Source organism: Arthrobacter sp. CAN_A1, assembly GCF_015751665.1.
GTDB lineage: Bacteria > Actinomycetota > Actinomycetes > Actinomycetales > Micrococcaceae > Arthrobacter_D.
The window spans coordinates 92,030-116,185 of the sequence record NZ_JADOUR010000001.1; the positions used below are offsets into that span (position 1 = coordinate 92,030).

A 24,156-nucleotide genomic window follows, 5' to 3' on the forward strand; every position below is an offset into this window, starting at 1 on the left:
CCGTGAGATCAGATCAGGCCGTGCTTGCTGAGCAGTTCCTGAGTCGCCTCAAGTGACTCAAGATCGGACAGGTCAAGGTCAGGGTTGACCAGCGAGTCCAACGCTGGAAGGTCCTCGGGGGCTTCAACACCCTCCGCCAACGGATATTCGAACGTCTCGTCGACGAAATACTGCTGTGCTTCAGCTGAGACCAGGAACTCGACGAATTCGAGGGCGTCGGCGTCCTGAGCGGCACCGGAGAGAATTCCCGCTCCGGTGACGTTGACGATGGAGCCCGGGTCTCCGGCCTCCGGGTAGGACAGCTGGGCGCGCATGTTCTCTTCGCCGATTTCCGTTGCTTGACCGAACCAGTAGTAGTGGTTGATCAGTCCGGTGTCGACCACCCCGTCATTCACGGCGGTCAGCACCGCCCCGTTGTTCTCGAAGATCTGCGGATCGTTGGCGGCCAGCGCTGCTACCCACTCGTCGGCTGCTTCCTCGCCCTTCAGCACCCGGTACGCGGTGATGAACGCCTGGAAGCTGGCATTCGAGGGGGCGATTCCTACCCGGCCAGCCCACTCGGGGGTGGTGAGTTCGTCGACGGTGACGGGCACGTCGTCAGCGGCGAGCTCTTCGCCGTCGTACACAATGACACGAGCGCGGCCGGTGACTCCAACCCAGCTGTCATCGGTGGAGGTGAAACCGGCGGGGACGCTCGCCGTGACGTCCTCAGGGAGGGTGGTGAACAGACCCGCGCTGCCGAGAGCGCCGAGCGCACCGGCATCCTGGGACAGGAACACCTGGGCGGGGGTCTGCTCACCCTCTTCGAGCAGCAGGGCGCCCAGCTCGGCGGTGTTGCCGTAGCGAACGTCCACCGAAATGCCGCTGGTTTCCTCGAACATGTCGATAAGGGGCTGGATCAACTCTTCATCCCGACCCGAATAGAGGGTCAGCGCGTCGTCGCTCTCCGCCTCGACGGCGGGTGCTGAACTTTCCTGCTCCGCGGCTGGGTCTCCTGACGCCCCGCAGCCCACGAGGGCGAGCAGGGTGGCACCAGCGGCGAGGGCGGCAAATCTGTTGGTCATAAGTGATATCTCCGAGGGGAATCCAATGGGGGTAAGGATTACCTTACACGGAATCAGCACCGAATTAGTCACACAAATGTGACCTAATAGGTGTGACGGGGCGTCAGGGCTGTTTGCGCTGGGGGTAGAGCGTTTCGTGCCTGGCGAGCATGGCCACAAATTTCACGATATTCCGCTCCCGGGCAGCCTCGGTTTTCAGCTGGCCCAGGCGGAAAATAAGCGCGTACCTGTTCTGGGAGGAGAGGACGTCGAACATGGCCTGCGCTGACGGGTCCGCGGCGATGGCGGCAGCCAGGTCCGCGGGAACCTGGGCCGTCGCCGGTCCGGCGTAGGCCCGCGCCCACCTGCCGTCGGCTTGCGCGGTGGCGACGGCGTCATGCCCTGCCTGAGTCATCCGCCCCTCGGCGGTCAACCGTTCGATGTAACCGATGTTGCGCAGGGACCAGATGCTGCGCGGCCCGCGCGGGGTGAACCGCTGGAACGTGCTTCCGTCGTCCCGCCGCCGGGCCTGGCCGTCGATCCACCCCACACACAGCGCCTCATCCAGCGCCGCCGGGTAGGTCAGGTCGGTGACCGAGCCGCCCTTCTTGTGCAGGATCAGCCAGACCCCCGGGGAGGTCGAGTGGTGGGCGTCAAGCCATTCCTTCCACGCGGCAGCATCAGGAATCAGCAATTCGGGCAGTTCGGCCTTCATGGGGCTACTGTAATCCTCTGGGCTTCGCTGAGCTCCCCCACCCAGGAATCTGGAGAAACCTCATGCTGCGGGTCCGTCCCACGATGATCACCACCGACAACGAGCGGATGGCGGCCCTCTTCCGCACCCTCGGCCTGCTACCTGCTGAAGGAACTGCTGGCGAGACACTTTACGACGCCGGTGGTGGCCGGATTGCCCTCCGCCGCGCCGGGGACGGGCGGAACCGGATCGGCTTCGAGGCGGGGGACCTGGCCGAATTTGCACGCCGCACCCGGGAGAGCGGGACGACGGCGGAGCTGGCCGAGCCTGACGGCGGCACAGCGGTCCACGCAAAAATTGTCCAGGTCACGGCACCCGGCGTAGCGTTCACCGTCCATCAGGGTGAGCGGGCGGCCCGTTCCGGCGCCGACCCGAATCTCACCGTGGTGGGTGTCTGGCACACGCCGGAGCCCCGGGCTGCGGCGAAGGTGCTGGGCGACATCGGCGCGCGGCCGCAACCTGCCGGCCAGGACGGCTGGGTGGATTTCGTCGCCAAAAACGGGGGCCTGGTGTCGGTCCGTGCGGGGGATCATCAGCGCGTGGACGTGGGCTTCGAGTACACGGGGGAACTCCCCAGCCTCCGCGACAGGGTGCTGGGCGCCGGGTTTCCTGCAGTGTTGGCCAGCGCCGGTGCACTGCTGCAGGTTCCGCTCCCGTCGGGTGAACAGATGATCATTTCCCGGCCGCGGTGTACGCGCCGTTGACCGTCCGCCAAGCCCGCCGCAGCATCCCACTGCGACCGGCCAGCCAGTGCCCCCGGATTCAGCCAAGGGCCGAAGCGCAGCGCGCCGCCCGCCATCGGGGCCCCGTCTGCGATACAACAAAGTATGAACGTTCGCACCCCTGACCCCAATCCCGGGTGGCTTTCGGAAGATGACCTCTACGAAGCCCGCCGCCGCCTCCCCATGGTCTATGTGGAAGCCATTCCGGTGCGCTGCGACTCGCTGGGATATGTCACCGAGGTTGGGCTGCTGCTGCAGGCCAACGATCAGGGCGAGATGGTCAGGACCTTCGTGTCCGGGCGGGTGATGTACCGGGAAACCATCCGCGCCGCGCTGGTCCGTCATCTGGAAAAGGACCTGGGCCCGTTTGCCCTCCCCCAACTGCCGCCCTGCCCTGTCCCGTTCACCGTCGCCGAATACTTCCCGTCGCCGTCAGAGACCGGGATGACCGATGACCGGCAGCACGCCGTCGCCCTCGCGTACCTCATCCCCGTCACCGGCGAATGCCAGCCGCGCCAGGACGCGTTGGAGCTGTCCTGGATGACTCCAGACGAGGCGCTCAGCCCCGGCGTTCAGTCCGAATTCTCGGGTGGACGCGGTGGACTACTCCGCCAGGCGCTGGCCTACGCGGGCTGGGGACGCTAACCGGTGAGCAAAAACCGGAAACCGACCCGGGTGCGCAGGCTCAGCGCCGAAGCCGTCACCGCCGGTCACCACATCATCGGTCCTGCCGGCGCGGAGCCCACCAAGGTGGTGGGCACCGACATTGAGAATGACGATTTCGGTACCCCCGCCGTCGTCGTCGCGACTCTGGACTCCGGCGACACGCTTCGTATCGCCACCGGTTCACAGGTTCAGATTGCCGTCGACGACGCCGAAGCGGGGGCAGGCTCGATCCCCGCCCAGGACGGCACCCCCGAGGCGGTCATTGCCCACGCGGTATCCGTGCACCCGGAGAGCACCCAGCTGCAGGGCATTGCCGAGCGGCTCTCCAACGGCGTGAACGTCAAGTCGGGGAGCAATCTGCAGGACGTCCATGACCTGGCGCTGAGCCTGCTGGTTGACTTCGCTGATGCGACCAACGCGCAGCGGGTCTGTGACCTGCTCACCCCGCTGCCGTTTGACGGCAACTTTGGCCGCTGGAAGTGGATCGAGGGAGCGTTGGCTCTCGCGTCGTATCTGGCCTACGACGACGGCGACCCCGCCCGCGCAGATGCCTACTCGGCGTCACTGCGGACTGCCGACGACGCCGAAACCGACCCCCTGAAAGCCAAGCTGGCGGGGGCGGTCCGGCAACGCCAGCTGAACGCCCCCAACCTCTACGACCCGGAGATTAGCCGCGCCGCCGCCGCCGGGAATCCGGCGGCTGAGAAGGACTGGCGGGTGGTGCGGCTGACCGCACTGTTTTACCTGCGCTCCCACGGCGGTTCCGAGACGTTGACGACCGAGGAACTGACCCGGCGGATCCACAACGAACTCCTCGCAATCCGCGCCCTGTAGCGTTCCAGGAACGCTCCAGGGGACCCTCTCGGGGACCCTCTCGAACCGTCCAGGAACGCTCTGGAGCGCTGACTCCTGCGGGAGTAGAGTGTGGCCATGAATCACTCGCCTGGCACCACCGGCACGGCCGCAGCTGAGGTTAGGAACCCGCTCAGCGTCCACATCAACGCTGACGCCCGTCAGGTCTGGGTGATGCTCCGTGAACCGGCGAAGGTCTCCCAGTGGCATGGGTGGGACTACGACGGCCTGGCGGAGGAGATTCGGCTGATCTTCTTCGCACCCGGCGTCGCCGAAGCCCCCGACCACCTGTCGCTGACCCTTGAGGACGGGGACACGTTCCTCGTGGAGCCCGGCCCGGACGGGACTGTCGTCACCGTCCGGCGGGGGACCCCGGAGCCGGGGTCCGATCTGGCGGACTGGGACGCGGACATCACCGAGGGGTGGATTTCCTTCCTCCACCAGTTGCGGTTCGCGCTGGAGCGCCACCCCAACACCAACCGTCACACGGCGTTCTTCGCCGGCACACCCGCCGATGGGCTCTCCATCGTGGACCGGGTGGGCGCCGGGTCGGTGGGTGAGCCTGGCGACCCCTACACGCTGACGATGCCGGACGGTGGGGAGCTGACGTGCCGGGTGTGGTTCCGGACCGCACGGCAGCTCGGGCTGACCGTGGCGCAGTACGCCGAGCACGGTGATGGGCTGCTGATCCTGGCCGAGCAGCCAGTGGTGGAGGGGGTGCGTGACAAGCCGTCCGCCCTGGTCATTGCATCCACCTATGGGTTGGGGGCCAGGGCCTTGCACGGCGTCTGGGACAGCTGGGAGGCTGTGCGCCGCGATTCCTACCCCGACGCCGACCCGCTGGTCACTTCGGACCTCAACCGCGCGGGCAAACTGTCCTCCTAATTTGCTGGCAAAATAGGTTGGTGCCAACTGATACTCAGCAATCGTCCTTCTCGTTCACCGTCGATCAGCGGCTGAGCGACCCCGCGGGCGGGCCGTTGCATGGGCGCACCGGCACCATCACCACCCCGCACGGTGAGATCCGCACGCCCGCGTTCATCGCCGTCGGGACCAAGGCATCGGTGAAGGCGGTGCTCCCCGAATCCATGAAGGAGCTCGGCACCCAGGCGCTCCTCGCCAACGCGTACCACCTGTACCTGCAGCCCGGGCCGGAGATTCTCGACGAGGCAGGCGGTCTGGGCCGTTTCATGAACTGGGACGGACCCACCTTCACGGATTCGGGTGGTTTCCAGGTGATGAGCCTGGGCTCCGGGTTCAAGAAAGTCATCACCATGACCGTCGCCGACGCTGAGGGCGGGGGTTCCGACCACCGGGTGGCCGCCGGCAAGGAACGGCTCGCCCACATTGACGACGACGGCGTCTGGTTCAAGTCCCACCTGAACGGGGACCGGCACCGGTTCACCCCCGAAATTTCAATGCAGGTACAGCATCAGCTCGGCGCCGATATCATGTTCGCGTTCGACGAGCTCACCACCCTGATGAACTCCCGCGGCTACCAGGAAGAGTCACTGGAGCGCACCCGGCTTTGGGCCGAACGCTGCCTCGCCGAACACGATCGGCTGACGGGGGAGCGGGTGGGTAAGCCGTACCAGGCGCTGTTCGGTGTCATCCAGGGGGCCCAGTATGAGGACCTGCGGCGGAAAGCCTCCCGGGACCTCGGCAACATGAACTTCGACGGATTCGGGATTGGCGGCGCCCTGGAGAAAGAAAACCTTGGAACCATCCTGGGTTGGTGCGCTAATGAACTGCCCGAAAACAAACCGCGGCACCTCCTGGGGATCTCGGAGCCGGATGACCTGTTCACCGGCATCGAGAACGGCGCCGACACCTTTGACTGTGTTTCCCCTACCCGGGTGGCCCGCAATTCAGCGTTCTACACTCCGGACGGGCGGTGGAACCTCTCGAATGCCCGGTTCAGGAAGGACTTCACTCCCCTGGTGGATGGCTGCGACTGCTACACCTGCACCAACTACACCCGCGCCTACATCCATCACCTGTACAAGGCGAAGGAAATGGTTTCGGCCACGCTCATCTCGATCCACAACGAGCGCTTCATCGTGAAACTGGTCGACGACGCCCGCGACGCGATCGGCGACGGCACCTTCTTCGACTTCAAGGCCGAGGTGCTGGGCCGCTACTACCCCGCCAGGCCCTAGCCCTCGAAGGAAAGTGGCCGCCCCGCAGGTTAGTGGTGGCGCAACAGCGAACCTGCACGTGTGCCACTTTTCTGGGGTGGGACGGGACCAGCCCGGCCGCGTCGAATCGACCTCACCGGGCCGTTGCTGCCCTCGACTTCTCCTCCACAGGCGCCGGTGGAGCGGAGTTGTCCACATATCGGCTCCGGCCGACCCCACCGAGCATGGACCGGCGCATGCTGACTGCATGAATACCCAGTGCCCGTCCTGGCTAAAGCTTTCAACGAGTCCCTGGACCACCGCGGAACTCGCCGACCGGAATGTCAGCGAGCGGCAGGTCGCCCGGCTCGTCCAGACGGGAGACCTGGTCCGGCTGCGTCGCGGATGCTATCTTTCGGGCCAACTCTGGGAACAACAGTCATCTACAACGCGGGCACTGCAACGCATCTACGCACACCACCACTCCCTGCTGCGGTCCACTCAGTCCGAGCTGGTGTATAGCCACACGTCGGCTGCCCGCATCCATGGGTTGCACCTGTGGAACGTTGATGACTCGATCCACATCACTCAAAGTTTTCCCACCTCACCGCACGGACACGGTCCAGACGTTCGACCCCATTACTCACCGTTAGCACCCGAGTCCGTGTCCTTCCGGAAAGGCCTGCAGGTCACCTCGCTGGAACGCACCGTGGTGGACTGCGCACGGATCCTCCCCTACCGGCAGTCACTCATCATCGCGGACAATGCGCTGTATCTGGGCGCGAACCGACCACTGATGCAGGACATATGCCTCCACTTCACCGGCCACAAGGGCATCGCCAACGCGAGAATGGTCCTCGATCACGCCAGCGCCCTGGCCGAGTCGCCCGGCGAAACCCTGGCCCGGCACGTGATCAGACGCCTGCGGCTGCCGATGCCTGAAGAGCAGGTCGCCGTCAGGACCAGGCATGGCAATCACCGGCTGGACTTTGCGTGGCGTGAGCTGCTGCTGGCCCTCGAGTTTGACGGCAAAATCAAGTACTTTGCCTACGCTCCCACTGAAGAGGTGCTCTATCAGGAGCGCCGGAGGGAGAAGGCGCTCATGGAAGACGGCTGGCAGTTCGTCCGGCTTGAATGGGCGGATCTGTTCAGGGAAGCCGAGCTAAGGGCACGTCTCACCATTGCTCTACGCCGGGCGTCCCTGCTCCACCGGGAAAGTGCCTGACCCGCAAACGAGTGGCAGCCCCACCACTCGTCTGCGGCTCCGGCACTTTCCCGGCACCATCAGGACGCTGCGTAACTCGGTTCGCGCCTCTTGATCGTCTTGATGACCAGTGCAGTGACCGGGACAAACAGCACTTCGATGAGGGTCTTGTAGAGGAAGCCGAAGAGCAGGTAGTTCAGGAACCCGCTGAAGGTGGTGATGCCTATCACGGATGCCGCGATGGCGCAGAAGATCAGGGTGTCAGCGAACTCGCCGACCACCGTTGACCCGAGCAGTCGGCCCACGAGGCCGCGCTCGCCGAGCCGGGCTTTCATCCGGACCAGCACCCAGGCGTTGAGGGTCTGCCCTACAGCGAACGCCAGCAGGGAAGCGAGCACAATCAACGGGACCGGTCCGAGTGCCCCCTCCAGGGCGACCTGCTTGGAGGTGCCGAAATCGTCGTCGAACCCGGGGAGGGCGATGATGATCAGATAGCAGAGGGAGGCGAACGCGGACAGCAGGAACGTGACGATGATGGCCAGCCGGGCGGCCTTGAAGCCGTAGACCTCGCTGATCACATCGCCCAGGATGTAGGCAAGGGGGAAGAGGAAGAAGCCGCCGTCGGTGATGATGCTGAAATCGCCGACAACCGGCCCGATCAGGACACCCTTGGATGCCCCGATGTTCGACAGCAGCACGACGACGGCGAGCGTCGCCAACATGACGGCGAAGTAGGTACTCCCGGAGGAGGCAAATTTGGCGCGGGTTTTTTCCTGCAGCTGAGTCAACGTCATCTCATTCATCGAAGTGGTTCGCGGACACTTTTCGGCCCACTGTATTAGCACTGATGCCCGGCTACCCCCGGACAGTTTAATTCTCCCACGCCAGGAGAGGACGCCCTGAACTGGCCGCCCCGGACGAAAATGGGCAGACTGTACAAATGTCCCTTACTCATTCAGCCCCAGCAGTAACCCTGACCATCGCCGGATCCGAAGCTACAGGCGGCGCTGGCGCCCAGGCGGACCTCAGGACCTTCCAGGAGCTGGGTGTCTTCGGCATCGCTGCCCTGACCTGCATCGTGTCTTTTGATCCGAAGGACAACTGGAACCACCGTTTTGTGCCAGTTGACCCGCAGGTGATCGCCGATCAGTTGGAGGCCGCCCAGACGTGTTATCCGCTGGAGACCGTCAAAATTGGCATGCTCGGAACCCCCGCAACCATCAGCACGGTTGCGGCAGCGCTCAAGAGCCAGCAGTGGCGGAACATCGTGTTGGACCCGGTATTGATCTGCAAGGGGCAGGAGCCGGGCGCAGCACTCGACACCGACCAGGCGCTGAAGGCCAGCATCCTTCCCCTGGCCACCGTGGTCACGCCCAACCACTTCGAAGCCGAATCGCTATCCGGCATGACCATCAACAGCATCGAGGATCTGCAGGAAGCCGCCAAGCGGATCCACGAGATCAGCGGGGCCGTCGTCGTCGCGAAGGGTGGTGTCCGGCTGGAAGGCGAGAACGCCGTCGACGTCTACTTCGATGGCACCACCCTTGAACTGCTGTCCGCTCCGAAGGTCGGTGATGTGGCGGTCAGCGGTGCGGGGTGCACGCTCGCCGCGGCCATCGCCGCCGAACTATCCAAGGGCGCCTCGCCCCTGGAAGCCGCCCGAACAGCAAAGGCGTTCGTGACCAAGGGGATTCGCAACCGGATGTCGTCGAAGGCACCGTTCGACGCCGTCTGGCAGGGCGGCGCCGCCGGTATCCCAGCATGAAGGTAGCGATTCTGGGCGATATCGGACAGCGGGTTTACCACGTCGGGGATGACGCGATGACCCACGCGGCCGTCGACGAACTGGCTGCGCGGGGGCTCACTAATGTCATCCTGCTCAGCCGCAATGTCACCGACACTGCCAGCCGGTTCGGGGTCGAAGCGGCCCCGACCATTGAATTCCCTTGGCCTTACGCCGAGTACCAGCAGTACCTCAAGGACGTTCTTTCCCTCCTGGCCGGCGAGCCCCATGGGCTGGCCGCGGATGACCAGATCCATCAGCTGATCGAGACCATCTCCGGGTGCGACGCCGTGCTCATCGCCGGCGGCGGAAACATGAACTCGGTGTACGGCTGGCTGTTGTATGAGCGCGCGGCTGTCGTCGAGATCGCCCGGCATCTCGGCAAGCCGGTGGTCATCGCTGGCCAAACCGTCGGTCCGCTCTTGTACGAAGCGGACCGCGACATCGCCGCACGGATGCTCACTCACGCCAGACTGGTCGGAGCGCGGGAAGCCAACACGCTCATGCTCGCCCGTGAACTGACGAAAACCACTGTAGTGCCCGGCCTCGACGACGCCTCGTTCCTAGCCACCAGCGCCGCGCTGGGTGAGAACAAGCCGGCCGAGGAGTTGCCTGCCGGTGCGTACCTGGTGGGCACCTTTGCTGGGGGCTCGGGCGCCTGTCCCCGCGACGTCTTTGTTGGGTCGGTCGCGAAGGCGCTCGATGACGCGGCTGAACTCACCGGCCTGCCCGTGGTACTCCTCCCCCATATGGCGGTGGAGGGTGAGGGTGGCGTCGATGAGACCATGCATGCCGAGATCGCTGCAGCCATGACCTCCCCCGTTGAGGCCCGGCAGATCGTGTCAGCCCGCGACACCGCGGTTCTGACGTCGCAAGCCGCCATGGTGGTCACGTCGCGATACCACCCGGTGATATTCGCGCTCGACGGTGCCGTTCCAACGGTCGCCCTCTCCCTCGACGAGTACAGCGATGTGCGCCTGCGGGGAGCCCTCGCCAACTGGGGACTGGCCCACTTCGCCCTGCCCCTGCCGTCCCTGCTCGACGGCACCCTTCGTCTGGCCATCCACGAGGTCTGGGACCGCCGGAACGACATTGTCGACCAGGTGCAAGCCCTACGACCGCAGAAATTGGCTGACTCGGCCATCTGGTGGGACACGGTCGTGCGGACCCTCCAGGGACAAGCCGCCGGTCTCCCGGCCCCACGCTCACATCGGGAGCTGGTACCCGAGGGCGCCTGGGCGGCCGCCGCCGCCGCGGCGCGTGTGGTGTTCCTGCCCATGTCAGCGGAGCTCGCCCACCTGCATAAGACCCGTGAACACCTCGAGGGGGACGCCGCAGCAGCACGCGCGGAACTCGACGGCTGGTTCAACTCGTCCAGTTTCCGCTTGGTCCGCGCCCTCGCCTCACTCCGATCGCGGCTGCGCCCGCACAAAGCCGCCTAAGGACTCCCCATGACCGCCGCATTCCCCGCCTCAGTCGCCATCATCATGCGGTCCCGGAACCGCTCCCTGCTGTTGGACCGCGCCCTCAGGGATGTGCTCCGCCAGACCGTGTCCGACTGGACTCTCGTCGTCGTCAATGACGGCGGCGACCGCGCCGAAGTGGATCCGGTGGTGGACCGCTACCGCCCGCAACTCGGCGCCCGGGTCCAGGTGATCCACCACGACGCTGCGCTGGGGATGGAGGCTGCCTCCAACGCCGGTATCCGCGCGTCGGACTCGGAGTTCGTTGCCATCCACGACGACGACGACGAATGGCACCCCGCCTTCCTTGAACGGACGCTCGCCCACCTGGCCCAGCACGACGACGCCGGGGTAGCGGTGCGCACCGAGATCGTTTTCGAGCGGATCCTGAACGGGACCATCGAGGAGATCGGCCGGGAAATCTTCCAGCCCGAAATGCAGTCAGTAACCCTCTTCGACACGCTGCGGCACAACCGCTGCGTTCCCATCTCGGTGCTGTACCGCCGTGCGCTTCACGACCAGATTGGGTACTACGACGAATCCCTTTCCGTGGTGGGTGACTGGGAATTTCAGCTCCGTCTCCTGCGCCACCACACCCTGGGATTCCTTGGCGCGGAACCCCTCGCGTTCTGGAACCAGCGACGGGAGGCGACCGGCGATCTGGGCAACAGCGTGATCATTGACGACTCCGGCCACAAACTGCTGGACCGGAAGGTACGCGAGCACCACCTGAAGGAGTACGCGAACCAGTACGGCCTCGGCTCCCTCCTCTATCAGACGTCCTACCAGCAGCGTGAATTCGACCTGCTGCACGACCGGCAGACCTACTCGGAGGACCTCCTACGGCAGATCCTCGACACCAACACGCGCCTGGGCGAGCGGGTGCAGATGCTCGAGGAAGCAATCAACGACGCGAGCCTGGTGTCGCTGGCGCGGCGCAGGTACCGCCGGTTGAAGGACCGCCTGACTCGGCGCTAAAGGCCAGCAGAATGTCACCGATTTCACATTGCGCGACCGTTCTCAGGTAATTATCAGGAAATTGCCTAACTTAACTAAGTTTTTTATGTGGTACCCGTTGACTTGTGACCCACTACACAGAAAAGTGGTACCGGTGGAGGGGGTCGGTTCTGCCGGCAACCACTGATCAACTACTGCTGACGCAACTTGTTCACTCCAGGAATGTCACTCACATCTGTCATGGCCGTGTCAGCAGTACTTGCGGGGAGCTAACCAAAGGTCTCTGTAGGTGGCCATGTCTGAGTCTCACTAAGGAGAAGTATGAGCAAGTCATACCACCGGAATACGGGGAAGGCTGTGTTGGCATCGCTAACCGGCCTTGTTCTGGCTTCCAGCATGTGGGCGCCTGCTTCGGCATTGGAATCACCGTCGTCTGGTGAGCCCACTGCCGAGGGAATCGAGCTCCAGGCAGTCCCCGATCTCAAAGTCAGCGCGGACCTGAAAGACAAGAAGGGTTCAACTGCTGCCTACATCCAGTTCTCAGGCAAAGGCGCCTTCGAACAAACCCAGCCCGCAGAGGTCCTCAGCGGCCTGACAGCCCCCTTGGACCGGACCGGTGATGTTCTCAATATCAGGTCGGGCATCCAGGACCAGGCGGATTCAGTGGCCGCAGAGGCGTCCGCCACGCAGCTCTACACCACTTCAAACACGCTCCCCGGTGTTGCCATTCAGGGTGACGCCGCAGCCATCCGGGCTCTTGCTGTCCGCCCCGACGTCGTGAAGATCACCGGTATTGTGCCGAAGACCGTTACCAACAAGGGCGCGGACATCGACACCCGCGCTCTGGATGCCTGGACGGCCCGCGATCAGACCGGCGAGGGAGTCACCATCGCCGTCCTGGATACCGGACTCGATTACACCCACGCCGGTTTCGGCGGCCCGGGTACCATCGAAGCGTTCGAGCAGGCTCAGGCCGACCTGGAACCTGATCCCGCTCTGTTCGACGCCGCCAAGTACGTGGGCGGCTTCGACCTCGTCGGCGACGACTACAACGCTGACGACCCGGACAACGACACCCCCGCTCCGGACCTTAACCCCCTCGACTGCCAGAGCCACGGGTCGCACGTCTCCGGCACCGCCGCAGGCTACGGCGTCAACGACGATGGCACCACCTTCGACGGCGACTATGCCGCCCTCGACGCTGACGCGGTCAACGCCATGCGGATCGGCCCGGGTTCAGCTCCCGAGGCCCAGCTGGTTGCCATCCGCGTCTTCGGTTGCGAAGGTTCCAGCTCAGTGGTCGGCCAGGCGCTCGACTACGTGCTCGACCCCAACGACGACGGCGACTTCAGCGACCGCGCACAGGTAGTCAATATGTCGCTGGGTTCCTCCTTCCCAGCGTATGACGACCCTGAAAACGACATCGTCAATGAACTCACCACCCTCGGCGTCCTCTCAGTTGTTTCCTCAGGAAATGACGGGGACGTTTACGACATCGGCGGTTCCCCCGGCAGCGCCAAGTCGGCGCTGACCGTCGCTGCGAGCGTCGGCTCCCAGGTCACCCTGGACCGCGCAGACGTGCTCGCGCCTAGCGGCGGATCAGATGAGGCTCTCGGCCAGTACAGTCAAAGCTTCGACTATGCCGCCGCCACCGAGGAGCAGCTGACGGGTACCGTTGTGAAGGCTGATCCCGCGAACGCTTTCGGTTGCCAGGCCTTCGCACCAGGGACCTTCAACGGTGAGTGGGTTTGGCTGCAGTGGGAAGACGGCGACAAGCCACTTCCCTGTGGGTCAGCCAAACGCTTCGATAACGTCGAAGCAGCGGGTGGAGCTGGTGTGGTCCTCGACTCGACCGATGCTGTCTTTGACGGCGGAATTGCTGGCAACCCGTCAGCGGTGAATCCCATCAGCCCTGAGGGAATTCCCGGCATTCAACTGACCGCCGCATTCTCCGAGCAGCTGGAACCAGCAGCAGAGGCTGGCACCCTGGAAATCCGCCTTGCTGCGGGATACCAGGCAGTTTCGAGCGCCGCCTCTGGCGCTCTCGACACGCTCGCATCCTTCTCTTCCCGCGGGGTTCACGGCTCCAATGGGGTAGTCAAGCCCGACGTGTCAGCGCCAGGCGTCTCCATCGGTTCAGTCCAGGTCGGCACAGGCACCGGAGCGTCATCGAAAAGCGGCACATCGATGGCCGCCCCTCACACAGCAGGCATCGCAGCGCTTTTGGTTGGCGCAACCGACTTCAACCCGTACGAGATCAAGTCAATGATCATGAACACGGCCACAGAGGATCTGCTGACCGCCGATGGGGTTGCTTACGCACCCAACAGGGTTGGCTCGGGCCGCGTTGACGCGATCCAGGCACTCGACACCGGCGTACTGGCTTACGCCACCGAGGATCCATCACTGACCTCGGTTAACTTCGGTGTGCTGGAACTTGGCACCGAGGCCATTGACATGACCAAGCAGGTCACAGTGGAGAACAAGTCGGACACCGTCCTGAACTACACGACCAGCTACCTCGAGGCATCCACCATGCCTGGTGTTGAGATCACAGTGTCCCCCGAGGCGGTCGATGTACCCGCCAACGGAACTGTCACCCTTGATGTCACCATGAGCGTCGCTGATCCTGCGGCACTCGCGAAGACAATCGATCCTGCTGCTGAGGCAACCCAGCTCGGTCTTCCTCGCCAGTACCTCGCCGATGTATCCGGCCGGGTTCAGCTGCTGGGTGCAGAGGGCCAGGAACTCCGCGTTCCCGTCTACTCGGCGCCGAAGCCGACGTCTGAAATCTCTGCTGGCGCGAAGATCATGTTCGAGAACGCCTCAACCCTTGAGACCGTGATCGCTATGCAGGGCCGCGGCTTGCTGCAGGGCGAAGAAGATTCGCTCTACGCGTCAGTCGTTTCCCCACTCGTCCTCGGTGCTGAAAGCCCTCGGGCCGAAGAGCGTCCGCTGGAGTCCCTGTACTCCTATGACCTGCGTTCAGTCGGCGCAGCGTCAACGGTTCCAGCAGTGGTTGCGGCCGGTGGCGACCCCGCTGACGGCACGTTCAACCTGGGTATCAGCACCTGGCAGAACTGGGGCCAGCTCGGCGGTAACAACAGCGTCGAGGTCGAGTTCGACACGGACAACGACGGTACAACCGACCACGTCGGTTTCACCGGACGCGCAGCTGACCTGGACCTGATCCTCTTCGAGGTCTACGAGCTCAACGCTGACGGTTCGCTTGGTCCGGTGGACGCGAACGGCAACCCTGTTCCATTGGCTTTTGTCCCTGCAAACGGCGTCCTCGGGGATGTTGACACCAACACCTTCGACACCAACGTCATCACCTTCCCCATCCCGGCTGAAGCTCTTGGCCTCGATCTGGAAGCATCGGCACCCATCAAATATCGCGTGGCAACCTACAGCTCCTTCAACGTGGACGAGAACGGCGAGAACGGTCCGGTGGACACCACCGACTGGATCGACTTCAACCTCACCGAGCCGGAACTGTGGTTCGAGGGCGCTGATCCTGAAGCCGCCTCCTACGTGTCGGCTGACGGAGCTTTGCTCGGCGTCAACCGTCAGGAAGGCGTCACCGACGCCCGCGGGTTGTTCCTGCACCACCACAACGCAACGGGCCTGAAGGACGAGATCATCGACCTCCAGGTCGATCAGCTTCGCTTCCCGGATGTTGCGGGTAACGAACATGAGGAAGCAATCAACTGGTTGGCTGATCAGGGCCTGACCACTGGTTATGAGGATGGAACCTACCGCCCTCTCGCCTCGATCAACCGCGATGCCATGGCGGCGTTCCTTTACCGCCTGGCCGGCGAGCCAGCGTTCGCCGATCCAACCACTTCACCGTTCACCGACGTTCCCACCACCGACCTCTTCTATACGGAGATCGCCTGGATGGAGTCGGTTGGACTGGCTGAAGGCTATGAAGAGGCAAACGGCACAGTAACCTTCCGCCGTCTGGCTCCCGTCAACCGCGACGCGATGGCTGCGTTCATGAACCGGTTCGCCGGGCTCTACTGCAACATCGGCGACGCAGCGGACTACACAGCACCGCAGGTTGCACCATTCCCTGATGTCCCAGTGAACGATCAGTTCCACCGGGAAATCTCGTGGATGGCTGAGAATGGCATCACCACCGGCTTCAGCGACGGCGAGTTCAAGCGCCTTCAGCCCGTAGCCCGTGACGCCATGGCTGCATTCATCGAACGTCTCGATGGGTACACCGAGGACAACGGCGGCTGCAACCCGTAACCACGGTTAGCAGCAGCTAGACACCAATAAGTGGTGGCCACCCGGGAACGGGCGGCCACCACTTTTTTGCCCGCGTCGTTATTCCGCCGGTCCCTTCACAAGGATTCCATCGTCGTCGGCGTACACGGTATCGCCCGGCGTGAAGATGACTCCGCCAACAGCGACAGGCACGTCCACATCACCCGCACCCTCCTTGGTGCTCTTGCGGGGATTGCTTCCCAGCGCTTTGATGCCGATCGGTAGGCCAGCGAGCACCGCGCGGTCGCGAACCGCTCCGTTGATAATGACGCCGGCCCAGCCGTTCTGCACAGCGATCTCAGCAATCATGTCGCCCATCAGCGCCCGCTCCAGTGACCCACCGCCGTCGACCACCAGGACGGCGCCCGCTCCGGGCGTCGAAAGAACCGACCTGAGCACCACGTTGTCGTGGTAACACTTCACCGTTCGGACCGGGCCGCTGAATGCCGTGTTCCCTCCGAGGTCCTGGAACTGGAGGGGCACTGACTGGACGGACTCCCCGAGTTCGTCGTAAAGGTCTGCGGTAGCAAAGTCCATGTTTTTCTCTCCTGATTGATGTTGGCATGTGGTCAGAGGTCAGCCGGAGTGAGCCTCCAGGAAGCTGTATACCTCAGTCTCGTCCACCCCGGGGAACGCGCCGGGAGGCATCGCGGCCAGGAGATGTGAATGGGCCCGGGCGCTGGGCCATGCGTGACCGGCCCAGTTGTCAGCCAACGACGACGGCGGTCGCCGGCAGCACGCTTCATCCGGGCAGAAGGATTTCTCCCGCATAGTGGTGTCCCTGCCCCTGAACCACTTCACGTGTGCGTAGGGGACCCCGATGCTCAGCGAGAACTCGCCGTTTGCCGACCGTTCGGTCCTGGCCGTGCACCAATACGTGCCGCTGGGAGTGTCCGTGTACTGGTTGTACGCACGGAACTTGTCGGCCACCTCAAACACGACCCGCGAGGTCCACCGTTTACAGGAGGGCTGGCCCTCGATGGCCCCGGTGTGATCCTGGGGGAACGTGACGCCGTCGTTCTCATAGGCCTTGTAGATGATCCCGCTCTCGTGGGTCTTCTGAAAGTGGGTGGGGATGCCCAGGTGCTCGGTGGCCAGGTTGGTGAACCGGTGCGCCGCTGTCTCATAGGACACGGCGAACGCGTCGCGGATGTCCTCGACGGCGATCTCCTTGGCGGCCTTGGACCGCTGCAGGAATTCCACAGCCGGCTTTTCCGGCAGCAGCAGTGCTGCGGCAAAGTAGTTGGTGGCCACCCGCTGCCTGAGGAACTCCCGATAGTTTTCAGGCGTCTGGTGGTCAAGCACGTAATGCCCGAGCGCCTGGAGCAGCACCGAACGCGGATCATGATCGGTTCGCTGGGATTGGGTGAGGTAGATCCTGCGGTTCTTCAGATCGGTGACCGAGCGCGTCGAGTGCGGCAGGTCACCCACATGGTGAAGGGTGAACCCGAGGTGCGCTGCAATGTCGGCGATCAGGTGCTGCGACATGGGTCCGGCGGTGTGACCCACCGAGTCCAGGACTTTCTGCGCTTCAGCCTCAAGGGTGGGAAAGTAGTTGTTCTGGCGGCGCATCTCCCCCCGCAGCTCGGCGTTGGCCCGGCGGGCTTCCTCGGGGGTGGCAACCTGTTCGTTGAGCCGCCGCTCCAGCTCGCCCTGGAGCCCCACCAAAGATTCGAGGACCTCCATCGGCAGGCGCGATGAGATGCGCACCTTCGGCAGGCCCAGCGACCCATATAGCGGGCCGCGCTGCGCCCGCTCCAGCTCGATCTCCAGAGCAGCCCTTCTGGTGGGCGGCTCAGCACCCAGCAGCTGGTCGATGCCGACGCCAAGGGCAGCGGCAAGCCCCTGCAGCATCCCCAGCTTTGGCTCCCGTTTGCCGTTCTCGATCAGCGACAGCTGCGACGCAACGGTGCCGACGACGACGCCCAGATCGTCGAGCGTCATCCCTTGCGCTTTCCGGAGGTGGCGGATCCGTCGGCCCAGGCTGATCGCGTCGAGATCCCCTGGCGCACCGGCGCCCACTGCAGCCCCACCTGACTCCGGCCGGTTCCAGGTGGCTGGTGTGATCGGCATGTTAGTCATTTGTTGAGGTTACGCGAAGAAGTGCGTTTCTTGCCAGCACTTTCATCTAGGCAGGGGGTTGAAAGGGGAGAAAGGTTGATTTTACGAAGCCGACGAAACCTTTTGACGGTGAATCAACGACTCAATCCAATAGACGGCCCCGTCGCATGAACGGCTCAGGGAATTCAAAGGAGAATGCAATGACACAGGACCAGACCACCCCACCCGCCCACACAGCATCCACTGGCCAGGGCAGCGAAGGATCGGCGGAGCGGGAGCTGGAACTTGAATGGTCAGCCAATCCCCGCTGGGAGAACGTTGCACGTGATTACTCGGCGGCCGACGTCGTCCGTCTCCGCGGCCGGGTCCAGGAGGAGCACACCCTGGCGAAGCGCGGCGCTGAGAAGCTCTGGACACAGCTGACCGCGCAGGCCAGTACCGGCGAGTACACCCACTCGCTGGGCGCCCTTACCGGCAACCAGGCGGTACAACAGGTCAAGGCGGGCCTGAAGGCCATCTACCTGTCCGGCTGGCAGGTCGCCGCTGATGCCAACAACTCCGGGCACACGTATCCGGACCAGTCCCTGTACCCCGCTAACTCAGTGCCCACCGTGGTGCGGCGCATCAACAACGCGCTGCTCCGCGCCGACCAGATCGACTTCGCTGAGGGCGTCCAGACGGTCGAGGACTACCTGGTGCCCATCATTGCCGACGCCGAGGCGGGCTTCGGCGGCCCACTCAACGCCTACGAGCTGATGAAGTCGATGATCCAGGCCGGCGCCGCTGGTGTTCACTGGGAGGATCAGCTCGCGTCCGAGAAAAAGTGCGGGCACCTTGGTGGCAAAGTGCTCATCCCGACCCAACAGCACGTCCGCACCCTCAACGCCGCCCGGCTCGCCGCCGACGTCGCCGGCACCCCCTCAGTGGTGGTGGCGCGTACCGATGCTGAGGCGGCAACGCTGATCACCTCGGACGTCGATGAAAGGGACCAGCCGTTCATCACCGGCGAGCGCACCCCTGAAGGCTTCTACACGGTGCGCAACGGCCTCGAAGCCTGCATCGCCCGGGGCCGCGCGTACGCGCCCTATGCGGATCTGCTGTGGATGGAGACCGGGACACCCGACCTCGACTTGGCACGGAAGTTCGCTGAAGGGATCAAGTCCGAGCACCCGGACCAGATGCTTGCGTACAACTGCTCGCCGTCGTTCAACTGGAAGAAGCACCTCGACGACGCAACCATCGCCAAGTTCCAGCGCGAACTCGGCGCCATGGGCTTCACCTTCCAGTTCATCACTCTGGCCGGCTTCCACGCCCTCAACTACTCGATGTTCGACCTCGCTGAAAGCTATGCCCGCGACGGCATGAGCGCCTACGTCGAACTGCAGGAGCGTGAGTTCGCTGCTGAATCCCGCGGCTACACCGCCACCAAGCACCAGCGCGAGGTGGGTACCGGCTACTTCGACCAGGTTGCCACGGCCCTCAACCCCACGGGCAGCACCCTCGCTCTGGCCGGCTCGACCGAGGCGCAACAGTTCCACTAACCCCCACCCCCAATCCCCGATCCCACCATCCTGCCCGATCCCCCACCAACCCGGGGGCGGGTGGGTGGGGGATCCCGGGGTGAGGGACCCACTCTTCCCAGGAGGCACCTCATGAACAACCTGATCACTCTCAACGGCGTTACCCTGACGGCGCCGGCCGTGCGCCGTCAGGACGAAATCCTTACCCCGGAAGCCCTCGAGTTTCTCCGGAAACTGCACCAGTCGACAGCGAGCCGCCGGCAGGAACTCCTGCAGCTGCGGCAGCAGTCCCGCGCCAGGATCTCCAACGGCACCGACCCGCGTTTCCTTCCAGAAACCAAACACATCAGGGACAACGCCGGCTGGCGGGTTGCCCCAGTCGCTCCCGGGCTGGAGGACCGTCGGGTGGAGATCACCGGGCCGGTGGACCGGAAGATGACCATCAACGCCCTCAACTCGGGCGCCAGGGTGTGGCTCGCTGACATGGAGGATTCCTCCACCCCGAGCTGGTCGAACGTCATCAACGGGCAGCTCAACCTGCGCGACGCCCTGACGGATCGGATCGACTTCACCTCGCCGGAGGGCAAGGAGTACCGCCTGGGTGCGGACCGGCCCACCATCGTGGTCCGGCCCCGCGGCTGGCACCTGCCGGAAAAGCACCTCCTGATCAACAACACTCCGATCGCCGGCGGGTTGGTGGACTTCGGGCTATATATCTTCCATAACGCCCGCACCCTGATTGAGCAGGGCCGGGGCCCCTACTTCTACCTGCCGAAGATCGAAAACCACCTCGAAGCGCGGTTGTGGAATGACATTTTCGTCCAGGCCCAGCAGCTCCTTGGCCTCCCCCAGGGCACCATCCGCGCTACGGTCCTGATCGAGACGATTACCGCGGCCTTCGAAATGGAGGAGATCCTCTATGAGCTGCGCGAACACGCCGCGGGCCTGAACGCGGGCCGCTGGGACTACATCTTCTCGGTGATCAAGAACTTCAGGACCCGCGGACCACGCTTCGTCCTCCCCGACCGGTCCATGGTGACGATGACCGCCCCGTTCATGCGGTCCTACACAGAACAGTTGGTCCGAATCTGCCACCGCCGGGGCGCCCACGCGATCGGTGGGATGGCGGCCAACATCCCCAACCGACGCGATGAGGCGGCCAACGCCGTCGCCCTGGAGAAGGTGAGGGCCGACAAGACCCGCGAAGCCAACGACGGCTTCGACGGCTCCTGGGTGGCCCACCCGGACCTGGTGCCGGTGGCCATGGCGGTGTTCGACTCGGTCCTCGGCGCCGAACCGAACCAGCTCACCAGGCTGCGCGACGACGTCGTCCCCGATGACAAGGCGCTGCTGAACATCGCTGGCACGCCCGGGGTCATCACCGAAGGTGGTATCCGCGGCAATCTGGAGGTGGGGGTGAGGTACATCGAGTCGTGGCTGCGTGGCAATGGTGCCGCGGCGATCAACTCGCTCATGGAGGACGCGGCCACCGCCGAGATTTCCCGGTCCCAGATTTGGCAGTGGATCTACTCGGGGGCGGTGACCGACGACGGCGAAAAGATCACGCACACCTGGGTCGCCGAACTCCTTGAGGAGGAGTTCGAGGGGCTGGAACGCTTCGCTGGCGACCGGTTCGACGACGCGCGCGCGATCTTCGAGGAGGTGGCCCTCGGCGAGGAGTTCCCCACCTTCCTCACCGTTCCGGCCTACGCCCGCTACCTGCACGAGAGCCGGGAGCTGGCAGCCGTCTAGTCCCAGCCCGGCGCGCCCGCATCCCGGTTGGATGCGGGCGCGCCGCTTTGCTGCGGGAATACCCCGAAGCCACCACCGCGTTGTGCGAAGTATGCAGATTGAAATTTGGTCAGACGTCAAGTGCCCGTGGTGTTTCGTTGGCAAGCGCCGGTTCGAGAAGGCCCTGTCAGGGTTTGCCCACCGGGACCAGGTGACGGTGACCTGGAAGAGTTTCCAGCTCGATCCGGATCTCCCAGACCATTACGACGGCACCGAGCAGCAATACCTTGCCGAGCGTAAAGGCATCCCTGAGGACCAGGTCCGCCAGATGTGGGACAGTCTCTCCGCCTCGGCCGCGGGCGAGGGTCTGGACTTCCGTTTCGAGGACGTGGTGGTGGGCAACAGTTTCACCGCCCACCGGTTCCTGCACCTGGCCAAGTCCCAGGGCCTCGGCGACGCCGCCAAGGAGGCCATCCTGTCCGCCCACTTCGAGCAGGGCAAAGACACCTCCGACACCGAGTTCCTGGTGCGCCTGGGCGCTGGCTTCGGCCTCGCTGAGCAGGACGTGCGGGAGACTCTCAGCACCGACCGATTCGCTGACGACGTCCGGCAGGACATTGCTGAAGCACGCGCCCTCGGCATCAGCGGGGTCCCGTTCTTCGTCATCGACCGTAAATACGGCATCTCAGGGGCCCAGCCCGCGGAACTGTTTGCCGAGGCGTTGGACACTGCGTGGAAGCAAGCGAACCCGCTTACCCTCGTCAGTCCTGCGGCTTCAGCGACCGGGTCCGACGGCGAAGCGTGCGGCCCGGACGGCTGCCACTAGGGTGCCGCTGGGGTAGATTCCGGGGCGCCCGATGTCGACTCGGGTTCCCCAGACGCTGTCGGGTCGGCGCAGACCAGCCCGGCCGGCGTCGTATCCAGGGCTTCCTCGGCGATGAGGGTCTCGAACCCTGAGCCGACGACGACGTCGACCGTTGCGTCCGTTCGCTCGTCCTCGACGAACGTGGTGCCGGGAATCTGGCGTTGCACGGTGAAGGCGTTTGCGTATCCGGCGGGCCCCGACACGATGATAGCGGTCATGCCGACCCGGTTTACCGTCCGGTTGCCCACCTCGCCCACGACAAAGGCCCGAGCCTGCAGGCTCTCCCCGACGTCCCCCGCCAACCCGTCAATGGTGGTGCTGTTGTAGAGATTGACTGTGACGGCTGAAGGCGATTGCACCTCGAAGGGTCCTGCGGGGCAGGTGTCGGTTGGTGCTACGTCCGGTTCGAGGGCGGCAATCCGAATATCCCCGCGGTTGATGCCGATCGCCACGAACACTGCCGCCGCCAGCAACGCCACCAGAATCACGAGGACCACGCCATGCCTGAGCCGCCGCATGTAGATATGGGGCCGCTCAACGTCTCCGGTGTCAGCGAAGACATAGTCCAGGTCGTTCTCAGTGACAATCCGGTGGCCGTGCCACTCGATCGGATTCTTCTTGGACTTTTTGGTTTCGTGCCGGTGCGGGGGGTGGTCAGTCATCGATCACCAGCACGCGCGCGTGCAGAATGGCCCGTTGGTGCAGGGCGGTCCTGACGGCGCGGTGGAGCCCGTCTTCCAGATAAAGGGTCTCGTTCCACTGGACCACGTGGGGGAACAGGTCGCCGAAAAAAGTTGAGTCCTCGGCGAGCAACGCCTCAAGGTCGAGGGTGGTCTTGGTGGTCACGAGTTCGTCAAGTCGTACCTGACGGGGTGCGACGCCGGCCCAGTCCTTGGGGGTCACATGACCATGGTCAGGGTACGGACGTCCGGCGCTTACGGCTTTGAAGATCACCAATACAGACTAGAGAACAACACCGGTCAATGGAACATCAGCCGCACCTCACGGTGTTTAGTGGCCTAAAGGTTACGATCCGGCCCGTCAACTCGCGATAATCGGGATGGTTCGCGTCGCTAGTATTTCGCCGGTAATCCAGTCTTCCCATTCCACCCGCAATTGATATCGGCCGGGAGTGGGGGGCAGCAGCATCACGTCGTACCGTTCGGCTGCCCCGAAAGCCAGCACGCTGGTGAGTAGCGGATAGCCTGCCGCCGCGCAGGTGGGGGACGGCACCCCCGGCACCGAGGTGTCCCTAAAGGGTCGCCCATCGTGGGCGATCAGCTCGGCGATCCTCGCCGGGTTCCCTGCCTGATCGGTGAAGTACATCCGGTTAGGCAGATAGTTGGCGTTGACGATGCGCAAGAGGGTGGGCTTGCGGGCGCCCGGCACCACGTTGGCGGGAATGGAGGACAGGCTCCAGACCCGGTCATCGGTGTTGCCCCTGTTGGCCAGATTCCCTCCCAGCAGGTAGAAGTGCTCGGGTTCGAACCTGTTCAGGCCAGCATCCTCGCCGGACAGCCCGGCGGCGTGGTTCATCTCGTGCCAGCGGGGGTCAACTGAGTAGGGGATGAGAATGCACTCGGTCGCGATGTCGTACTCAGGCCCATCGACGAAGGGCCTGCGGGCGCCAGGGGTCACCGGGTAGCTGGGATGTACCACGGGGTCAACCACCAGTGCGCCAAACATGCCCATCTGAGCATGCAGGACAGTGTTGACGTGGCAGTGGTAGAAGTAGGTGCCCGCCGCCCCATAGTTGGGATCACCGGGCCTACCCGGCTCGGCCTGCCACTGGTAGGTGTAGGTGCCCCCGATTTCAAAGGAGGTGTGCCCGACGCCGTCGTTGCGGGGGTCGGGCTCCATCCCGTGCCAATGAATGGTGTGCGCCCCCTTGGCCGGGGTGAACGTCGCATGGAAAATTTCGCCCTCCGTGGGGCGCAGCGTCGGTCCGGGAAGGCTCCGCCCGGAATCCTCCGATTCGAAGCTCCAAACCTCAAACTCCGCCCCGTCATCAAACACCAGGTCCCGGGAGAAGAATTCCAACACCACAGATCGCTGCGGCGTCTGCCGGAACTCAGTAACAGGGTTCTCCAGGTCCAGCTGTTCCGAGCTGAAGTCCACCTGGCTGCGGAAGCGGTGGCGCGCG

Annotated in this window: 21 protein-coding genes; 13 read left to right on the plus strand and 8 right to left on the minus strand. The window is 64.2% G+C overall.

Translation table 11 applies throughout. The features are described from left to right. Positions 1 to 8: 8 nt before the first annotated feature. Both IWX62_RS00425 and IWX62_RS00430 read right to left on the minus strand, forming a co-directional pair. Positions 9 to 1,064 carry an iron ABC transporter substrate-binding protein gene (locus IWX62_RS00425; RefSeq protein ID WP_196839387.1) on the minus strand — a complete coding sequence of 352 codons (1,056 nt, stop codon included), beginning with the start codon at positions 1,062 to 1,064 and terminating at the stop codon, positions 9 to 11. Positions 1,065 to 1,167: 103 nt separating this feature from the next. Beyond that, on the minus strand, positions 1,168 to 1,758 hold the full coding sequence (locus IWX62_RS00430) for a YdeI/OmpD-associated family protein (protein ID WP_196839389.1): 591 nt from the start codon (positions 1,756 to 1,758) through the stop codon (positions 1,168 to 1,170). Positions 1,759 to 1,820: 62 nt separating this feature from the next. Here IWX62_RS00430 and IWX62_RS00435 point away from each other — a divergent pair, with 62 nt between their 5' ends. The 6 genes from IWX62_RS00435 (at position 1,821) to IWX62_RS00460 (ending at position 7,379) form a co-directional block, all read left to right on the plus strand. Further along, positions 1,821 to 2,501 carry a VOC family protein gene (locus IWX62_RS00435; protein ID WP_196839391.1) on the plus strand — a complete coding sequence of 227 codons (681 nt, stop codon included), beginning with the start codon at positions 1,821 to 1,823 and terminating at the stop codon, positions 2,499 to 2,501. Between the two features lie 123 nt (positions 2,502 to 2,624). Beyond that, the gene (locus IWX62_RS00440; RefSeq protein WP_196839393.1) at positions 2,625 to 3,164 is read left to right on the plus strand and encodes an NUDIX hydrolase family protein; all 540 of its coding nucleotides are present in this window, start codon (positions 2,625 to 2,627) and stop codon (positions 3,162 to 3,164) included. 3 nt (positions 3,165 to 3,167) lie between these two features. Further along, a complete protein-coding gene (locus IWX62_RS00445) occupies positions 3,168 to 4,019 on the plus strand; it encodes a DUF6707 family protein (protein ID WP_196839395.1) in 852 nt (283 codons plus the stop codon). A 96-nt stretch (positions 4,020 to 4,115) separates the two neighbouring features. Then, entirely contained in the window at positions 4,116 to 4,922 is an 807-nt protein-coding gene (locus IWX62_RS00450) for an SRPBCC domain-containing protein (RefSeq protein WP_196839396.1), read from the plus strand. A gap of 20 nt (positions 4,923 to 4,942) precedes the next feature. Then, complete coding sequence (gene tgt, locus IWX62_RS00455; RefSeq protein ID WP_196839398.1) at positions 4,943 to 6,196, plus strand: tRNA guanosine(34) transglycosylase Tgt; 1,254 nt, start codon at positions 4,943 to 4,945, stop codon at positions 6,194 to 6,196. Between the two features lie 226 nt (positions 6,197 to 6,422). Continuing rightward, entirely contained in the window at positions 6,423 to 7,379 is a 957-nt protein-coding gene (locus IWX62_RS00460) for a type IV toxin-antitoxin system AbiEi family antitoxin domain-containing protein (protein ID WP_196839400.1), read from the plus strand. A 59-nt stretch (positions 7,380 to 7,438) separates the two neighbouring features. On the opposite strand, the gene IWX62_RS00465 is transcribed toward IWX62_RS00460, so the two are convergent. Continuing rightward, positions 7,439 to 8,152 (minus strand): queuosine precursor transporter, encoded by a 714-nt coding sequence (locus tag IWX62_RS00465; protein ID WP_196839402.1) that lies wholly within the window; start codon positions 8,150 to 8,152, stop codon positions 7,439 to 7,441. A 146-nt stretch (positions 8,153 to 8,298) separates the two neighbouring features. Between IWX62_RS00465 and thiD the strand changes: the two genes are divergently transcribed. The 4 genes from thiD (at position 8,299) to IWX62_RS00485 (ending at position 15,818) form a co-directional block, all read left to right on the plus strand. After that, entirely contained in the window at positions 8,299 to 9,123 is an 825-nt protein-coding gene (gene thiD / locus IWX62_RS00470) for a bifunctional hydroxymethylpyrimidine kinase/phosphomethylpyrimidine kinase (protein WP_196839404.1), read from the plus strand. Then, complete coding sequence (locus IWX62_RS00475) at positions 9,120 to 10,583, plus strand: polysaccharide pyruvyl transferase family protein (protein ID WP_196839406.1); 1,464 nt, start codon at positions 9,120 to 9,122, stop codon at positions 10,581 to 10,583. Before thiD ends, IWX62_RS00475 begins: the two co-directional genes overlap by 4 nt. A 9-nt stretch (positions 10,584 to 10,592) precedes the next feature. After that, positions 10,593 to 11,582, plus strand: a complete 990-nt coding sequence (locus tag IWX62_RS00480; protein ID WP_196839407.1) for a glycosyltransferase family 2 protein — start codon at positions 10,593 to 10,595, stop codon at positions 11,580 to 11,582. A gap of 300 nt (positions 11,583 to 11,882) precedes the next feature. Continuing rightward, positions 11,883 to 15,818, plus strand: coding sequence for a S8 family serine peptidase (locus IWX62_RS00485; RefSeq protein WP_196839409.1), 3,936 nt, complete (start codon positions 11,883 to 11,885; stop codon positions 15,816 to 15,818). 78 nt (positions 15,819 to 15,896) lie between these two features. On the opposite strand, the gene rraA is transcribed toward IWX62_RS00485, so the two are convergent. Together rraA and IWX62_RS00495 are read right to left on the minus strand one after the other, a co-directional pair. Further along, positions 15,897 to 16,373, minus strand: a complete 477-nt coding sequence (rraA, locus tag IWX62_RS00490; protein ID WP_196839411.1) for a ribonuclease E activity regulator RraA — start codon at positions 16,371 to 16,373, stop codon at positions 15,897 to 15,899. Positions 16,374 to 16,412: 39 nt separating this feature from the next. Continuing rightward, complete coding sequence (locus IWX62_RS00495; RefSeq protein WP_196839412.1) at positions 16,413 to 17,918, minus strand: helix-turn-helix domain-containing protein; 1,506 nt, start codon at positions 17,916 to 17,918, stop codon at positions 16,413 to 16,415. Positions 17,919 to 18,097: 179 nt separating this feature from the next. On the opposite strand from IWX62_RS00495, the gene aceA reads away from it, so the two are divergent. The 3 genes from aceA (at position 18,098) to IWX62_RS00510 (ending at position 21,974) form a co-directional block, all read left to right on the plus strand. Then, entirely contained in the window at positions 18,098 to 19,438 is a 1,341-nt protein-coding gene (gene aceA, locus IWX62_RS00500; protein WP_333483122.1) for an isocitrate lyase, read from the plus strand. Positions 19,439 to 19,549: 111 nt separating this feature from the next. Beyond that, a complete protein-coding gene (aceB, locus tag IWX62_RS00505) occupies positions 19,550 to 21,169 on the plus strand; it encodes a malate synthase A (RefSeq protein ID WP_196839414.1) in 1,620 nt (539 codons plus the stop codon). Positions 21,170 to 21,260: 91 nt separating this feature from the next. Next, positions 21,261 to 21,974: a DsbA family oxidoreductase gene (locus tag IWX62_RS00510; RefSeq protein ID WP_196839416.1), complete on the plus strand. Its 714-nt coding sequence runs from the start codon at positions 21,261 to 21,263 to the stop codon at positions 21,972 to 21,974. On the opposite strand, the gene IWX62_RS00515 is transcribed toward IWX62_RS00510, so the two are convergent. The 3 genes from IWX62_RS00515 to IWX62_RS00525 form a co-directional block, all read right to left on the minus strand. Continuing rightward, the gene (locus tag IWX62_RS00515) at positions 21,971 to 22,675 is read right to left on the minus strand and encodes a LytR C-terminal domain-containing protein (protein WP_196839418.1); all 705 of its coding nucleotides are present in this window, start codon (positions 22,673 to 22,675) and stop codon (positions 21,971 to 21,973) included. The two genes, IWX62_RS00510 and IWX62_RS00515, sit on opposite strands and share 4 nt — an antisense overlap. After that, the gene (locus IWX62_RS00520; protein WP_196839419.1) at positions 22,668 to 22,967 is read right to left on the minus strand and encodes a type II toxin-antitoxin system VapB family antitoxin; all 300 of its coding nucleotides are present in this window, start codon (positions 22,965 to 22,967) and stop codon (positions 22,668 to 22,670) included. The genes IWX62_RS00515 and IWX62_RS00520 overlap by 8 nt, the downstream gene beginning before the upstream one ends. An 87-nt stretch (positions 22,968 to 23,054) precedes the next feature. Beyond that, complete coding sequence (locus tag IWX62_RS00525) at positions 23,055 to 24,131, minus strand: multicopper oxidase domain-containing protein (protein WP_333483123.1); 1,077 nt, start codon at positions 24,129 to 24,131, stop codon at positions 23,055 to 23,057. Between the last annotated feature and the right edge of the window lie 25 nt (positions 24,132 to 24,156).

Coding starts and splice junctions, on each gene's coding strand:
- IWX62_RS00425 (WP_196839387.1), bottom strand. CDS start 1,064: ATGACCAACAGATTTGCCGCCCTCGCCGCTGGTGCCACCCTGCTCGCC.
- IWX62_RS00430 (WP_196839389.1), bottom strand. CDS start 1,758: ATGAAGGCCGAACTGCCCGAATTGCTGATTCCTGATGCTGCCGCGTGG.
- IWX62_RS00435 (WP_196839391.1), top strand. CDS start 1,821: ATGCTGCGGGTCCGTCCCACGATGATCACCACCGACAACGAGCGGATG.
- IWX62_RS00440 (WP_196839393.1), top strand. CDS start 2,625: ATGAACGTTCGCACCCCTGACCCCAATCCCGGGTGGCTTTCGGAAGAT.
- IWX62_RS00450 (WP_196839396.1), top strand. CDS start 4,116: ATGAATCACTCGCCTGGCACCACCGGCACGGCCGCAGCTGAGGTTAGG.
- IWX62_RS00460 (WP_196839400.1), top strand. CDS start 6,423: ATGAATACCCAGTGCCCGTCCTGGCTAAAGCTTTCAACGAGTCCCTGG.
- IWX62_RS00465 (WP_196839402.1), bottom strand. CDS start 8,152: ATGACGTTGACTCAGCTGCAGGAAAAAACCCGCGCCAAATTTGCCTCC.
- thiD (WP_196839404.1), top strand. CDS start 8,299: ATGTCCCTTACTCATTCAGCCCCAGCAGTAACCCTGACCATCGCCGGA.
- IWX62_RS00475 (WP_196839406.1), top strand. CDS start 9,120: ATGAAGGTAGCGATTCTGGGCGATATCGGACAGCGGGTTTACCACGTC.
- IWX62_RS00480 (WP_196839407.1), top strand. CDS start 10,593: ATGACCGCCGCATTCCCCGCCTCAGTCGCCATCATCATGCGGTCCCGG.
- IWX62_RS00485 (WP_196839409.1), top strand. CDS start 11,883: ATGAGCAAGTCATACCACCGGAATACGGGGAAGGCTGTGTTGGCATCG.
- rraA (WP_196839411.1), bottom strand. CDS start 16,373: ATGGACTTTGCTACCGCAGACCTTTACGACGAACTCGGGGAGTCCGTC.
- IWX62_RS00495 (WP_196839412.1), bottom strand. CDS start 17,918: ATGACTAACATGCCGATCACACCAGCCACCTGGAACCGGCCGGAGTCA.
- aceA (WP_333483122.1), top strand. CDS start 18,098: ATGACACAGGACCAGACCACCCCACCCGCCCACACAGCATCCACTGGC.
- aceB (WP_196839414.1), top strand. CDS start 19,550: ATGAACAACCTGATCACTCTCAACGGCGTTACCCTGACGGCGCCGGCC.
- IWX62_RS00510 (WP_196839416.1), top strand. CDS start 21,261: ATGCAGATTGAAATTTGGTCAGACGTCAAGTGCCCGTGGTGTTTCGTT.
- IWX62_RS00515 (WP_196839418.1), bottom strand. CDS start 22,675: ATGACTGACCACCCCCCGCACCGGCACGAAACCAAAAAGTCCAAGAAG.